General features: G+C 72.2%; 14 protein-coding genes. 4 read left to right on the plus strand and 10 right to left on the minus strand.

Annotated elements, in window-relative coordinates:
* Positions 1 to 560 (plus strand): HNH endonuclease signature motif containing protein (locus KVF89_RS05430; RefSeq protein ID WP_257424055.1); only part of this gene is annotated, 560 nt, incomplete at its 5' end.
* A gap of 41 nt (positions 561 to 601) precedes the next feature.
* Here the strand turns inward: KVF89_RS05430 and KVF89_RS05435 are convergent.
* The 3 genes from KVF89_RS05435 to sigE all read right to left on the minus strand — a co-directional run bounded on the left by KVF89_RS05435 (position 602) and on the right by sigE (position 3,332).
* Positions 602 to 2,107 (minus strand): S1C family serine protease, encoded by a 1,506-nt coding sequence (locus tag KVF89_RS05435; protein ID WP_257424057.1) that lies wholly within the window; start codon positions 2,105 to 2,107, stop codon positions 602 to 604.
* Between the two features lie 36 nt (positions 2,108 to 2,143).
* A complete protein-coding gene (locus KVF89_RS05440) occupies positions 2,144 to 2,653 on the minus strand; it encodes an anti-sigma factor family protein (protein WP_257424059.1) in 510 nt (169 codons plus the stop codon).
* 67 nt (positions 2,654 to 2,720) lie between these two features.
* Positions 2,721 to 3,332 (minus strand): RNA polymerase sigma factor SigE, encoded by a 612-nt coding sequence (gene sigE / locus KVF89_RS05445; protein ID WP_257424061.1) that lies wholly within the window; start codon positions 3,330 to 3,332, stop codon positions 2,721 to 2,723.
* A 174-nt stretch (positions 3,333 to 3,506) separates the two neighbouring features.
* On the opposite strand from sigE, the gene KVF89_RS05450 reads away from it, so the two are divergent.
* Complete coding sequence (locus KVF89_RS05450; protein ID WP_257424063.1) at positions 3,507 to 4,163, plus strand: O-methyltransferase; 657 nt, start codon at positions 3,507 to 3,509, stop codon at positions 4,161 to 4,163.
* Positions 4,164 to 4,167: 4 nt separating this feature from the next.
* On the opposite strand, the gene KVF89_RS05455 is transcribed toward KVF89_RS05450, so the two are convergent.
* From KVF89_RS05455 to ileS, 7 genes are all read right to left on the minus strand, one after another.
* The gene (locus KVF89_RS05455) at positions 4,168 to 5,754 is read right to left on the minus strand and encodes a leucyl aminopeptidase family protein (protein WP_257424065.1); all 1,587 of its coding nucleotides are present in this window, start codon (positions 5,752 to 5,754) and stop codon (positions 4,168 to 4,170) included.
* Entirely contained in the window at positions 5,751 to 5,918 is a 168-nt protein-coding gene (locus KVF89_RS05460) for a DUF3117 domain-containing protein (protein ID WP_139624137.1), read from the minus strand. The genes KVF89_RS05455 and KVF89_RS05460 overlap by 4 nt, the downstream gene beginning before the upstream one ends.
* A gap of 106 nt (positions 5,919 to 6,024) precedes the next feature.
* The gene (locus KVF89_RS05465; protein ID WP_257424067.1) at positions 6,025 to 6,705 is read right to left on the minus strand and encodes a DUF6278 family protein; all 681 of its coding nucleotides are present in this window, start codon (positions 6,703 to 6,705) and stop codon (positions 6,025 to 6,027) included.
* A gap of 11 nt (positions 6,706 to 6,716) precedes the next feature.
* Positions 6,717 to 7,445, minus strand: coding sequence for an LOG family protein (locus KVF89_RS05470; RefSeq protein WP_257424069.1), 729 nt, complete (start codon positions 7,443 to 7,445; stop codon positions 6,717 to 6,719).
* Positions 7,442 to 8,545, minus strand: a complete 1,104-nt coding sequence (gene dapE / locus KVF89_RS05475; protein WP_257424070.1) for a succinyl-diaminopimelate desuccinylase — start codon at positions 8,543 to 8,545, stop codon at positions 7,442 to 7,444. The genes KVF89_RS05470 and dapE overlap by 4 nt, the downstream gene beginning before the upstream one ends.
* A 55-nt stretch (positions 8,546 to 8,600) precedes the next feature.
* Positions 8,601 to 9,014, minus strand: a complete 414-nt coding sequence (locus KVF89_RS05480) for a PaaI family thioesterase (RefSeq protein ID WP_257424072.1) — start codon at positions 9,012 to 9,014, stop codon at positions 8,601 to 8,603.
* Positions 9,015 to 9,087: 73 nt separating this feature from the next.
* On the minus strand, positions 9,088 to 12,315 hold the full coding sequence (ileS, locus tag KVF89_RS05485; RefSeq protein ID WP_257424074.1) for an isoleucine--tRNA ligase: 3,228 nt from the start codon (positions 12,313 to 12,315) through the stop codon (positions 9,088 to 9,090).
* A 282-nt stretch (positions 12,316 to 12,597) separates the two neighbouring features.
* Between ileS and KVF89_RS05490 the strand changes: the two genes are divergently transcribed.
* Both KVF89_RS05490 and KVF89_RS05495 read left to right on the plus strand, forming a co-directional pair.
* The gene (locus KVF89_RS05490) at positions 12,598 to 13,080 is read left to right on the plus strand and encodes a DinB family protein (protein ID WP_257424075.1); all 483 of its coding nucleotides are present in this window, start codon (positions 12,598 to 12,600) and stop codon (positions 13,078 to 13,080) included.
* A gap of 55 nt (positions 13,081 to 13,135) precedes the next feature.
* Positions 13,136 to 13,933 carry an acyl-CoA thioesterase gene (locus tag KVF89_RS05495; protein ID WP_257424076.1) on the plus strand — a complete coding sequence of 266 codons (798 nt, stop codon included), beginning with the start codon at positions 13,136 to 13,138 and terminating at the stop codon, positions 13,931 to 13,933.
* Position 13,934: the final 1 nt, after the last annotated feature.

Raw genomic sequence — 13,934 nt, forward strand, 5'->3', positions numbered from 1 at the left:
CCTGCGACCGGCTCGCCGCCACCGACGACCTGCCCCGCGACCACGGCTCGAAGCCCCGCGTGATCGTGCTCATCGACCAGGACTCGTTGAAGCAGCAGGTCATCGACGCCGGCTACGCCCGCGGCGGGCAGACCCCCACCGGAGCCCGCCTCTCCGCCACCGCCGTGCGGCGGATGGCGTGTGATGCCGAGATCATCCCCGGTGTCCTCGGCGCACACGGCCAGGTGCTGGACGTCGGACGCGCCCAACGGCTCGTCACCGCCGCGATCTGGATCGCGCTGGTCATCCGGGACCGGCACTGCTCGTTCCCCGGCTGCACCCGCATGCCGCTGGCCTGCGACGCCCACCACATCACCCACTGGGCCGACGGCGGCACCACGAGCCTCGACAACCTGGTCATGCTGTGCCGCCACCACCACGTCCTCATCCACCACACGCCCTGGATCGTCCACATCGACCACGACACCGGACAACCCGTCTGGACCCCACCGCCCAGAGCCACCCTCAACGGTCTCCGAGGAAAAGCGACCTACGCACCCGCCCGACCACGCGCCGCGTAGGCCCGGGCCGGATCCGATCCAGCCCGGGCGGGAGGCGCGCCCTACCCCTCCTTGCCGTCGAGGGTGACCTCGACCTTCTGCTCCTTCGAGCCGCGGGTGATGGTGAACTCGACGGTCTCGCCGGGCTGGTGGGTCCGGATCGCGACGATGAGGGCGTTGCCGTCGCTCACCCGGCTGCCGTTGACGTGGGTGATCACGTCGCCCTTGCGCAGTCCGGCCTTCTCGGCCGGGCTGCCGGAGTTGATCTCGTTGATCTCGGCGCCCGTGCCGGTGGGGACGCCGCCGGTCTTCACCGTGGCGCCGATGAGCGGGTACTGCGCCTTGCCGGTCTTCAGGATCTGGTCGACGGTGACCCGGACCTGCTCGACGGGGATCGCGAAGCCGACGCCGATGTTGCCGGCCTCGGAGTCGATCGAGCCGCCCCCGGCAGTGGCGATCGCAGAGTTGACGCCGATCACCTCGCCCTTCTGGTTGACCAGCGGCCCGCCCGAGTTGCCGGGGTTGATGGCCGCGTCCGTCTGGATCGCGTCGATCCAGGACTGGGAGTCGACGGCGCCGGTGGTGACCGGGCGGTGCAGATAGCTGACGATGCCCGAGGTCACCGTGTCGGGCAGGCTCAGCGGCGAGCCGATGGCCACGACCGGCTCGCCGACCTGGAGCTTCGTGGAGGCGCCCATCGCGGCGGGCTTCAGCTTGTCGCTCTCCTTGACGTAGAGGACGGCCAGGTCGTAGATGGGGCTGCGACCGACCACCTCGGCGTCGTACCGGTTGCGATCGTGGTCGACCACGACGATCGGGCCGTTGTTCTTGGCCGCGTCGGCGACCACGTGGTTGTTGGTGACGATGTGGCCGTTGCCGTCCATCACCCAGCCGGACCCGCTCGCGCCGGTCGCCTCGCCGCCGTACTCGGCGATGATCTGGACGGTGCTCGGCAACACGGCCTGGGCGACCGCCGCGACCGAGCCGGGCGCGGCCAGCGGCGGCGAGTCCTTGAGGTCGACGCCCGCGAGGCCGTCATCGGAGTAGCCGGCGCCGGCCGGCGAGTCGTCGGAGATCCGGTCGTAGGCGAGTGCGCCGAGCAGGCCGCCGCCGAGACCGACGACCAGGGCGACCGCGGCGACCACGGGGATCAGCCAGGCCGGGGACCGGGGAGCACTGCGGTCGGCGTGCGCGGCGGGCATCCGGACCGTGAGATCGGCCGGCGCCCCCGCCGGGGCCAGGACGGGCGGCACGGGCGGCACAGGCGGGGGCGGCAGCAGCGAGGGCGCGAGCCCCGGCAACGGGGTCGTCGGCTCGGGCGCGGATCCGGGCGCGGGCGGTGCCCACTGGGGTCGGACGAGCTCGACCGGCTCGACGGGCTCCGGCTCGACGGGCTCCGGCTCGACCGGCTCGACGGGCTCCGGCTCGACGGGCTCCGGCTCGACCGGCTCGACGGGCTCCGGCTCGACGGGCTCCGGCTCGACCGGCTCGGCGGGCTCCGGTTCGAGCTGCTCACGCGGCTGGAGCGGCTCGGTGGGCTCGCGGTCGGAGTCGGGCACGTCGTTCACGGGTCCATCATGTCCGATGGGCCCGTAGGGAGCGGGTCAGGGCAGCATCCGACGCACAGGCGCGATGCCGGGCATGCCGGACATGCCGGACAGCCCCACGGAGCCGGCGCCGGTGGAGCCCGGGCTCGGGGAGCCGGACGGCGTCGGGACCGTCGTGTTGATCTGGGAGGCGGGTGGACGGCGGTCCGCCGGCGGCCCGGAGCCCGGGGCGAAGCCGAGGGCGAGGACGCCGAGCATCGCGGCACCGATCGCGCCGCCGCCGAGCATCACGGCACCGGTCGTGCGGCGATGCGCGACATGGGGCTCATGGACGGCCAGCAGTGCCTCGCCGGGAGGCATGCTGAGCAGGGATCCCTTGAGACCGGAGGGCACGCCGCGCTCACCCTCGTGCAGGCCGGCCAGCCGGGTCTTGACCCAGCCCTCCCGCTCGACGAGGTCGCGGCACGCGTGGCAGGTGTAGACGTGCGACCACGCCTCCTCGGTCTCCCGCGTGGAGAGCTGACCGTCGAGCAGCGCGCTGACCCGGTTGCCGAGGTGACCGATCACCGGGGTCCCCGATCGATTGTTCGCCGGAGGAGCGAAGCGGGGGAGGTGAAGAATCGAGTGGGGTGGTTCACGTCGCTCCCCCGCTGACGGCCAACGGCGCGGGACCGGCGTACCGCGTCCGTCCGGCGGCCGGGGCGCGGTGGGCCAGTGCGGTGCGCAGCAGCGCGCGTCCGCGGTGGATCCGGGAGCGGACCGTGCCGAGCTTGGCGCCGAGGATCTCGGCGATCTCCTCGTAGCTCAGACCCTCGATGTCGCAGAGCACGACGGCCGCGCGGAAGTCCGGCGGGAGGGCAGCCAGGGCCGCGGAGACGTCGTCGTCGAAGGTCTGGTCGGCGAACGCCAGGTCAGGCGCCGGGGAGGCGCTCGCCAGCCGGGCGGCACGCTCGTCGGAGAGGGCGTCGAACCGGATCCGCTGCTTGCGGCGGGCCTGGTCGAGGAAGAGGTTGGTGGTGATCCGGTGCAGCCAGCCCTCGAAGGTGCCGGGCGTGTAGGTGTGCAGCGAGCGGAAGACCCGGACGAAGACCTCCTGGGTGAGGTCCTCGGCGTCGTGGCGGTTGCCGGTCAGCCGCAGGGCCAGCCGGTAGACACGGTCGGAGTGCTCCTCGACGATGCGTCCCCAGTCCAGGTCGGACTGCCCCTGCCCGGCGAGCGGGAGGTGAGGATCGACGGGCTCCTTCATCGTGGCCTTCTTCCGCTGGATCAGCGCCAAGGTCTCCTGGCTCCTCTCACCGTAGGGGTGGGAACTGAGCGTTCCCTGTGAACTGCCCAATCATTGGCCACAACGATCGGCGACCATCGGGTGTTCCCGGCGACGGTCCACGGTCCCGGGCGCCGGACGCAATAAGGTGAGCCTGTGGCTCCGACACCGATCAACGCGACCAGCTGGACCTTCGCCGACACCTACGTCACCGAGGACGAGGTCCTCGTGGCCGCACGCACGCGTGCCGAGGAGGTCGGCGTCGTTCCGATCGGTGCCGGGACAGGCGCCACGCTGCGCTTCATCGCCGCCGCGCTCGAGGCGCGCGCGGTCGTCGAGATCGGCACCGGCACCGGCGTCTCCGGCGTATGGCTGCTGCGCGGGATGCGCCCCGACGGCGTGCTGACGACGGTCGACGTGGAGGCCGAGCACCAGCGCCTGGCCAAGGAGTCGTTCAAGGAGGCCGGCGTCCCCCCGCAGCGTGTGCGGACGATCGCCGGCTCGGCGCTCGACGTGCTCCCCCGGCTGACCGACGGCCACTACGACATCGTCTTCGCCGATGGCGACAAGCGGGAGTACGCCGCCTATCTCGCCGAGGCGCTGCGCCTGCTCCGCCCCGGCGGCGTGGTCGCGTTCGACAACGCCCTATGGCACGACCGGGTCGCCGACCCGGCCCAGCGCGACGACGAGACGGTCGCGATCCGCGACCTCGTGCAGCAGGTCGCGGCGACCGACGGCCTCGTGCCGGCCCTGCTGCCGGTGGGCGACGGGCTGCTGGTCGCGAAGAAGGAGTGGGTGCCGGAGGCGGACTGACGCCTCAGGCGCCGATCCCGGCCAGCGGGTCGGCCGAGCCCAGCCACGACAGCAGCAGCCGGGAGCCGAAGCCGGAGGGACCGACGGTCCACTCGTGCCACTCCTTCTCGACGTCGCCCACGGAGGCGATGTCGAGGTGCGCCCACGGGACGTCGCCCACGAACGGCTGGAGGAAGAGCGCGGCCGTGATGGCCCCGGCACCGCCGGGGTCGTTGGCCGCGTCGGCGACCTTCGACGCGAGCTTGTCCTCGTAGCCGCGGTAGAGCGGGAAGCGCCACAGCGGCTCCCCCGCCCGCTCGCCCGCCGTGTCGAGCGCGGCGGCCAGGGCGTCGTCGTTGGCGAACAGCCCGCCGACCTGCTGGCCGAGGGCGACCTTGACGGCGCCGGTGAGGGTGGCGATGTCGACCACGACCACGGGATCGAGCTCGGTGGCGGCGTACGCCAGGGCGTCGGCGAGGACCAGGCGGCCCTCGGCGTCGGTGTTGCCGACCTCGGTGGTGCGTCCGCCGTGGTGGCGGATCACGTCGCCGGGGCGCAGCGCACTGCCCGAGATGGCGTTCTCCGCGGCGGCGACGAGACCGACCACGCGGACCGGGCAGTCGACGTCGGCCAGCGCGGCCATGGTCGCGAGGACCACGGCGCCGCCGGTCATGTCGCGCTTCATCGAGCCCATCGAGGCGGCCGGCTTGATGGACAGGCCGCCGGAGTCGAAGGTGATGCCCTTGCCGACGAGCACGACGACGGGCAGCTTCTTCGCGGCGCGGGCGGACACGCCGCCCGGGGTGTAGTCGAGGCGGATCAGGCGGGGCGGGGTCGCGGAGGCGGCACCCACGGCGAGGATGCCGCCGAAGCCGTCGCGGTCGAGGTCGCCCTCGTCCCAGACCCGTACGCCGAGCCCGCTCGTGGCCGCGATCTCCTCTGCCTGCGTCGCCAGCCAGGCGGGGTTCTTCAGGTTGGAGGGGACGGTGGCCAGCAGGCGGGAGCGCCAGCCGGCCCCGCCGAGCGCCACCGCGCGCTCCAGCGCTGCCCGGTCCGTCGTCGCGCCGGCGAGCACCACGCGTCGGACGGGCTGGTGCTCGGGGCCGGTCGAGCGCCAGTGGAAGACGAACGAGCCGAGCATGGTGCCGGCGACGAAGGCCTCGAGCGCGACCGGGTCGTCGGGCGAGGCGTCCTCCGCGACGGCTGGGATCGAGGTGGCGACCGCGGCCCGGTCACGCGCCGCCTTCGCGAGCGCGGCGCCGGCCCGGCGCAGGTCGATCGGCCGCGCGGCACCGACGCCGACGAGCAGGACGACGCGCAGGGCGGGATTGGCCGGGGCGCCGTCGGGCACGGGGACGACCGCGACCTCGGCGCTCGCTCCGGTCAGGCCGTGGACCTCGGCGATGCCGACGAGATCGAGGCCGAGCTCGTCGGCCAGCTCGGCGGCGCCGGGTCCGAGCAGCACACCGCCGTCGTCGCCCGGCAGGACCGGGAGCGCGACGACATCGACACCCTTGATGGCGCCGGGTGGCAGCTCGCTGGCCGCGAACTCAGGGGGTGAGACCTGACCCGGGAGGACCGGGCCGGAGGAGCGGGTCGCCGGAGAGGTCACCCGACGACGTTCTTGAGCGCGTCGCCGAGCGCGGCAGCCTCCTCGGCATTGAGCTCGACCACGAGTCGGCCACCACCTTCGAGCGGAACGCGCATCACGATGCCGCGACCCTCTTTGGTGACCTCGAGCGGACCGTCGCCGGTCCGAGGCTTCATCGCCGCCATGCGGCACCCCTCTTCCACTACCTCTGCGATCCGCCGGACGCCCTGTGCATCCGACTGTGCGCCAGATCATTATCCCTCATGCCGCACAGCAGATGCAGCCGGACTCTCAGCGGGTCGCTTCCTCGGCCGTCAGCGCGGCCTCGACGAAGAAGATGACGCTGTCGCTCTCGTTGCCGTCGTAGCGCTCCATCGCCTTGCCGATGGGGTTCTCGAAACGACCCGAGGGCATCTCGACGACCGGCATCCCGTCGAAGGCCGGGTGCTGCGACCAGCGCGCGCCGGGGACCGCGCGGACCAGCACCTCGCCGAGGTAGCTGCCGGCCGCCCACACGTCGGCGACGCCCTGCGCCGGACCGCGCTCGGATCGTCGGGACCACTGGTCGAGGGAGGACTCCACCTGGTCGACGCTCTCGGTGGTGAAGTCGAGGATGTCGCTGCCCGCCGGATGCTTGGCGGCCCAGGTCTCGGCCAGCACCCGCACCAGGGCGGCCGGCGCCGGCGCCGCCCGCGCCTGGGGTACGTCGGTGGGCCGGTCATCCTCCAGCTCGCGGGCGAGCCGGCTGAGCAGCTCGTCGACCTCGCCCATCCGGTAGCCGCGGAGCGCGAGCGAGAAGCGCACCCGCCGCAGGTCGTCGGGTGCGACCGGACGGCTCGCGGGGACGAGAGCGTCCGGCCGGTCGTCGTACGCCGGCGCCATCGGCTCCCCGCGACCGGCGGCCAGCAGGGCGACGCCGCCCATCGCGAGCACGATGAGGACGGCGAACACCCACATCATCGGGTGGGACATCGGCAGCGGTCTCAGCCGTGCCGCTCGCGGGCCGCGACCATCAGCGCCACGGCCTCGTCGACGTCGTCGGTCAGGGTCAGCATGTCGACGTCGGACTGCTTGATCCGGGCGTCCTCCAGCATCGAGCCCTGCATCCAGTCGATCAGGCCCTGCCAGTGCTCGACGCCCATCAGCACGATCGGGAACTGCGTGATCTTGAGGGTCTGGGCGAGCGTCATCGCCTCGAACAGCTCGTCGAGCGTGCCGAGGCCACCGGGCAGCACGACGTAGCCCTGGCTGTACTTGACGAACATCATCTTGCGGACGAAGAAGTAGCGGAAGTTGAGCCCGAAGCCGACGTAGTCGTTGAGCTTGGCCTCCCACGGCAGCTCGATGCCGAGGCCGACGCTCTCGCCACCGGCCTCCGTCGCACCCCGGTTGGCCGCCTCCATGGCGCCGGGACCGCCGCCCGTGATGACCGCGAATCCCGCCTTCGCGAGCGCGGCGCCCACCCGGAGGCCGATGTCGTAGGCCGGGTGCGTCTCCGGGATCCGGGCCGACCCGAACACGGAGATCGCCGGACCCAGCTCGGCGAGGTCGTTGAAGCCCTCGACGAACTCGGCCTGGATCTTCAGCACGCGCCAGGTGTCGGTGTGGACCCAGCCGCCGTCGCCGCGGCTGTCGAGGAGCCGCTGGTCGGTGGTGGATCCCTCGGGACGTCCCTTGCTCGGTCGCGGACCGGGTCCGTTGCGCCTGGTCATTGCTGATCCTCCGTTTTCGCTCGGATGCCGTCCAGCAGCCACGCCCGGAGCTGCCGCTCGCACGTCTCGACCTGGGCGACCTCGACGTGCTCGTCCTGCTTGTGGGCCAGCATCGGGTCGCCGGGGCCGTAGTTGACCGCAGGCACGCCGAGGGCGGTGAACCGGGCGACATCGGTCCAGCCGAACTTCGGGGCGACCTGGCCACCCACGGCCTCGATGAAGGCCTTCGCGGCAGGTCGATCCAGCCCGGGCAGCGCGCCGGGGGCGGTGTCGGTCAGGACGATCTCGAAGCCGTCGAAGAACTCCCGGACGAAGGCCAGCGCCTCCGCCTCCGAGCGGTCCGGCGCGAAGCGGTGGTTGACGGTCACGACGCACTCGTCGGGGATCACGTTGCCGGCGACGCCACCGCGGATCCCGACCGCGTTGAGCCCCTCGTGGTACTCCAGCCCGTCGATGACCGGCTTGCGGGCCTCGTAGGCGTTGAGGCGGGTGAGGATCTCGGCGGCGCCGTGGATCGCGTTGACCCCGCGCCAGCTGCGCGCGGAGTGGGCCCGCTCCCCCGTCGTGCGGACGTCGACGCGCAGCGTGCCCTGGCAGCCCGCCTCGACACCCGCGTTGGACGGCTCCATCAGGATCGCGAAGTCGGCGACGAGCAGGTCGGGATCGGACTCCCCCAGCAGCCGCAGCCCGTTGTAGGCGGACTCGATCTCCTCGGCCTCGTAGAGCACGTAGGTGACGTCGTGGACCGGCTCGGACAGGCTCGCCGCGAGCTTGAGGATGACGGCGTCGCCGCCCTTCATGTCGCAGGTGCCGAGGCCGTGCAGGATCCCCGCCGCCTCGTCGTACCGGCTCGGGAGGTTGTCGTTGACCGGCACCGTGTCGAGGTGACCGGCGATCACCACCCGGCTCGGCCGGCCGAGGTCGGTGCGGGCGACGACCGTGTGCCCCCGCCGGGTCACGGTGAGGTGCGGCAGGGCCTGGAGGGCGGCCTCGACGGCGTCCGCGATGGCCTGCTCGTCACGGCTGACCGACTCGATGTCGACCAGCTGGCGGGTCAGGGTCACGACGTCGGCGGCGAGGTCGAGCTGCGGAGCGGGCACGGGTGACAGTCAACCAGCCCGACGGTCGCGCGCGGCGACGGGAGGCGCCCGCCCGTCAGTGGAAGATGCGGCTGGTCACCTGGGCCAGCGCGACGACCCGATCGCCGGTGTCGCGGACGACGACCTGGCTGTGGGTCGCGAAGCGGGTACGACGCAGGACCGTCGCGGTCGCCCGCAGGTCGGTGGTCGCCGCGTCGGCGTACGAGACGTCGAGCTGCGTCGTCGCGCCACCCGTGGCGGCGTCCTCCGGCGTGAGGCCCGAGGCCGAGGCGGCAGCGCCGGCGATGTCGACGAGCGTCGCCACGACGCCGCCGTGGAGGACGCCCGGCACGGTCGTCAGGTCGTCGCGGAACGCGAGCGCGAGCACGGCCTCCTCCGGCCGGGCGGAGACCACCTCGATCCCGAGGGCACGGGCGACCGGGGAGGCCGCGAGGACGTCGTCGATCCAGCTGCGGGCGAGCGTGTGCATGTGCCCATCCTCTGCAGCGGCGCGCCTGCCGGCCATGACCCGCGAGGTCATGACCGGCAGGCGCCGCGCCGGGTCAGGCCAGCTGGACGGCGATCGCCGCCTTCTCGCCCTCGCCCACGACGACCTCGGTGGCGCCGGCCGGCGTCTCCTCCGCCACGGTGTACGACGTCGCGAGGGTCTCGCCCGCGATCAGCGCCTCGTGGGTGCGGGCCGCGGCCAGCACCGGTGCCGAGCCGGCGATCGTGAGCTCGATCCGGTCGGTGACCTGGAAGTCGGCGTCGCGGCGTGCCTGCTGGACGGCGCGGACCAGGTCGCGGGCCACGCCCTCCTCGGCGAGCTCGGGGGTGACGACGGTGTCGAGCACGACGAAGCCTCCACCCGGGAGCATGCCGGTCGCGATCCCGTCGGCGGCGGCGCCGACGGCCGTCTCGAGGGCGTACTCGCCCTCGACGAGCGTCAGCCCGCCGGCGGTGACGGTGCCGTCGGCGGCCACCGACCAGTCGCCCGACTTCGAGCCCTTGATCGCGAGCTGGACGTCCTTGCCCAGGCGCGGGCCGGCGGCACGGGCGTTGACCGTGAGCTTCTGCTCGACGCCGTAGCCGGCGGCCTCGTCGGAGCCGGCGGCCACCAGGCGCACCGACTTCAGGTTGAGCTCGTCGGCGACGATCACGGCGAACGGCTCGAGTGCCGCGGGGTCGGACACGACCACCGTGAGCTGTGCCAGCGGCAGCCGGTTGCGGAGCTTGGCGGCCTTGCGCAGCGCGGACGTGGTCGAGCAGACCTCACGCACCTCGTCCATCGCGTCCACCAGCGAGGCATCGGCCGGCAGGCCCGAGACGTCGGGCCAGTCGGCCAGGTGCACCGAGCGGCCGCCCGTGAGGCCCCGCCAGATCTCCTCGGTGGTCAGCGGCAGCAGCGGCGCCACCACCCGGCAGACCACGTCGAGGACGGCGGCCAGGGTCTCGAACGCCTCCGGCTTCCCCTCCCAGAAGCGCTCGCGGGAGCGGCGGACGTACCAGTTGGTCAGCACGTCGAGGAAGGACCGCGTCGTCTCGCAGGCGTCGGCGATGGCGTAGGCGTCCATCTCGGCCGTGAGCTTCTCGACGAACTGCCGGGTCTTGGCGAGCAGGTACCGGTCGAGCGGGTCGGTCGAGTCGGTGCGGCCAGTGGCGTCGTACTGCTCGGCGTTGGCGTAGAGCGCGAAGAAGTACCACGTGTTCCACAACGGGATCATCACCTGGCGCACGGAGTCGCGGATGCCCTGCTCGGTGACGACCAGGTTGCCGCCACGCAGGATCGGCGAGGCCATCAGGAACCAGCGCATCGCGTCGGCGCCGTCGCGGTCGAAGACCTCGGAGACGTCGGGGTAGTTGCGCAGCGACTTCGACATCTTGTTGCCGTCGGAGCCGAGCACGATGCCGTGGCTGATGCACGACGAGAACGCCGGCTTGTCGAAGAGCGCGGTGGCCAGGATGTGCAGCGTGTAGAACCAGCCGCGGGTCTGGCCGATGTACTCGACGATGAAGTCGGCCGGGAAGTGCTCCTCGAACCACTGCTTGTTCTCGAACGGGTAGTGCACCTGCCCGAACGACATCGAGCCGGAGTCGAACCACACGTCGAGCACGTCGGAGACGCGGCGCATCGTCGACCGGCCCGTCGGGTCGTCGGGGTTGGGCCGGGTCAGGTCGTCGATCCACGGCCGGTGCAGGTCGGGCTGGCCCTGCGCGTTGAGCGGCAGCCGTCCGAAGTCGCGCTCGATCTCCTCGAAGGAGCCGTAGACGTCGATGCGGGGGTACGCCGGGTCGTCGGACTTCCACACCGGGACGGGGCTGCCCCAGAAGCGGTTGCGGGTGATCGACCAGTCGCGGGCGTTGTCGACCCACTTGCCGAACTGGCCGTCCTTGATGTGCTCGGGGACCCAGCGGATGTCCTGGTTGAGCTCGGCCATCCGCTGCTTGATCGCCGTCACCTCGACGAACCAGCTGCTCACGCCCTTGTAGATCAGGGGCTCGCGGCAGCGCCAGCAGTGCGGGTAGGAGTGGTCGTAGGTCTCGCGGCGCAGCAGCACCGTGCCGGGCGTGACCGCACCCGTGCGGTTCTTGAGGTCGTCGATGATGTGCGGGTTGGCGTCGAAGACCAGCATCCCGGCGTACTCGGTGACGGGCGCGGTGAACCGACCGTCCTTGCCGACCGGCATGACCGCCTCGATGTCCTCGCGGTCGGTCACCTCCTTGTCGACCTCACCGAAGGCGCCGGCGGTGTGCACCAGCCCGGAGCCGTCGGTCGTGGTGACGGCGTCGTCGGCGGCGACCACGCGGAAGGCGTTCGCGTGGCCCTCGTAGTAGCGGAACGGCGGCACGTAGGTCAGCCCGAGCAGGTCGGTGCCCTTGCCCTGCCACACGATCGTCGGCTCGTCGCCCAGCTCGCGCGCGTACGCCGCCACGCGGGCCTGCGCCAGCACCAGCCGGTCGCCCTCGTGCTCGACCATCACGTAGTCGATGTCGGAGCCGACCATCACCGCGAGGTTGCTGGGCAGCGTCCACGGCGTGGTGGTCCAGATCAGCAGCTTGGCGCCCTGGAACGCGCCGGGCGTCGAGACCTCGTAGCCGACGGTGACGGCGGGGTCCTGCCGCATCTGGTAGACGTCGTCGTCCATCCGCAGCTCGTGGTTGGACAGGGGGGTCTCGTCGTTCCAGCAGTAGGGCAGCACGCGGAAGCCCTCGTAGACCAGGCCCTTGTCGAACAGGCCCTTGAACGCCCACAGCACCGACTCCATGAACTCGGGGTTCATGGTCCGGTAGTCGTTGTCGAAGTCGACCCAGCGCGCCTGGCGGGTGACGTAGTCACGCCACTCGCCGGTGTACTTGAGCACCGACGCGCGGCAGGCGTCGTTGAACTTGTCGATGCCCATCTCGACGATCTCGTCGGTGGTCTTGATGCCGTTGAGGCGCATCGCCTCCAGCTCGGCGGGCAGGCCGTGCGTGTCCCAGCCGAAGCGCCGCTCGACGCGCTTGCCGCGCATCGTCTGGTAGCGCGGCACGATGTCCTTGACGTACCCGGTCAGCAGGTGGCCGTAGTGCGGCAGGCCGTTGGCGAACGGCGGGCCGTCGTAGAAGACGAACTCGTTCTCGCCGTTGGCGCCGGGGTCGCGCTGCGCGACCGAGGCACGGAAGGTGTCGTCCTCGGCCCAGTAGGCGAGGACCCCCTCCTCGATGCGGGGGAAGCGCGGCGAGCTCGGGACGGCTCGGTGCTCTGCGGCGGGGCCGGCGGTCGGGTCGGTGGTGACCTTCGGATAGGTCATCGGGTCGTGGTCTCCTGCGTCTCGGATTTCGTTGGTTGAGCTTGTCGAAACCCAGGGACGATCCTCGAGGACCGCGGTACCACCCTGCTTGCCCCCCTCAGGGGACCACTTCGTTCACGGCTGTGACGGGCCTGCCCGCCGGGTTCTACTCGCCCCCGCTGGCTGCTGGCGGCCTTCTTCCCGGAGCTCGCCGCTGATGACGGCTCGAACGCTGTGCCCCCAGGGTACGGCGGCCGGGCGTCGTACGGGAAACCGGATTGCACTCGGCCCTACGGTGGGCCCATGACCGGCGAGCTGGCGAACTACCGCGACTACCTCACGCAGTACCGCGCGACCCTCGAGCGAAAGTGCGCCGGCCTGACCCCGGAGCAGCTGGCCACCCGCTCGGTGCCGCCGAGCACGCTGAGCCTGCTGGGCATGGTGCGGCACCTGGCGCGGGTCGAGCACTTCTGGTTCCAGCGCGCGCTGGTGGAGGTCGACGGCGAGCGCCTGTACGACGACGGGGACGCCGGGTTCGCCGTCGTGGAGCCGACCGAGGACGCGGTCGCCGAGGCCTGGGCGGCCTGGCGCGAGCAGGTCGCGCTCGCCGACGCCTGGCTCGACCGGCTCACCGACGACGGCCTCGGCCGCGTGGTGACCTTCCGCAAGGGCACCGAGACGGCCAGCGTGCGCGACATCCTCGTGCACATGATCGAGGAGTACGCCCGGCACTGCGGGCACGCCGACCTGCTGCGGGAGTGCATCGACGGCGTCACCGGCGAGTAGTCCTCGTGACCAGCGCCACGTCGCCGGTGTCCACGGGCTCCGGCACGATGGAGGGGTGAGCTACCTCCTCGACGACGCGGTCACCGCGGAGCCCCTCGGTGACGGCCGCTACCGGGTCCGGGTGACCGCCGACTGGAACACCGCGAACCAGACGCCCAACGGCGGCTACGTCCTCGCCCTGCTCCAGCACGCGGTGCTCCTCGAGTCGGTCCACCCGGACGCGCTGAGCATCTCGATCACCTACTTCCGGCCCGGTCTGCCCGGCCCGGCGGACATCGCGGTGCGCGAGGTCCGCAAGGGCCGCCGCGTGTCGACGTACGACGCCGTGCTGGTGCAGGACGGCAAGGAGATCGCGCACGCCGTCGTCAGCACCCACGACTGGGACGCGACCGGCTCGGCCGAGCACGTCCCGCACGCCGCGCCGGACGTCCCCCGGCCCGAGGACTGCGCCGACGTGAGCGCGCTGATCCCGAAGGGGATGATGGCGATCCTCGATCGGTACCGCTACCGCGCGCCCGTGGTGCCCGGCTGGTTCCGCGGCGAGCCGTCGGGCGTCAGCGAGGCGGTCTGCTGGATCCGGACCGCCGACGAGCGCCCGGTCGACGCCCTGCTCGCCGGTGCCATGGTCGACGCCTTCCCGCCCGCCACCGCCGAGATCGGGCTCCTCGCCTCGGCCACGATCCAGCTCACCGTGCACTACCGGCGGCGCCCCACCGGGACCGCGTGGGCGCTCGGTCACGTCACGGCCCGGCACGTCATCGCGGGCTACCACGACGAGGACGTCGAGCTCTGGGACGAGCACGGCCGGCTGATCGCGCAGAGCCGGCAGCTGGCGATCCTCGCCGAGGGATAGG

It is taken from the genome of Nocardioides carbamazepini, from assembly GCF_024614185.1.
GTDB lineage: Bacteria > Actinomycetota > Actinomycetes > Propionibacteriales > Nocardioidaceae > Nocardioides > Nocardioides carbamazepini.

Coding starts and splice junctions, on each gene's coding strand:
- KVF89_RS05480 (WP_257424072.1), bottom strand. CDS start 9,014: ATGCACACGCTCGCCCGCAGCTGGATCGACGACGTCCTCGCGGCCTCC.
- KVF89_RS05460 (WP_139624137.1), bottom strand. CDS start 5,918: ATGGCGGCGATGAAGCCTCGGACCGGCGACGGTCCGCTCGAGGTCACC.
- KVF89_RS05465 (WP_257424067.1), bottom strand. CDS start 6,705: ATGTCCCACCCGATGATGTGGGTGTTCGCCGTCCTCATCGTGCTCGCG.
- ileS (WP_257424074.1), bottom strand. CDS start 12,315: ATGACCTATCCGAAGGTCACCACCGACCCGACCGCCGGCCCCGCCGCA.
- KVF89_RS05490 (WP_257424075.1), top strand. CDS start 12,598: ATGACCGGCGAGCTGGCGAACTACCGCGACTACCTCACGCAGTACCGC.
- sigE (WP_257424061.1), bottom strand. CDS start 3,332: ATGAAGGAGCCCGTCGATCCTCACCTCCCGCTCGCCGGGCAGGGGCAG.
- KVF89_RS05470 (WP_257424069.1), bottom strand. CDS start 7,445: ATGACCAGGCGCAACGGACCCGGTCCGCGACCGAGCAAGGGACGTCCC.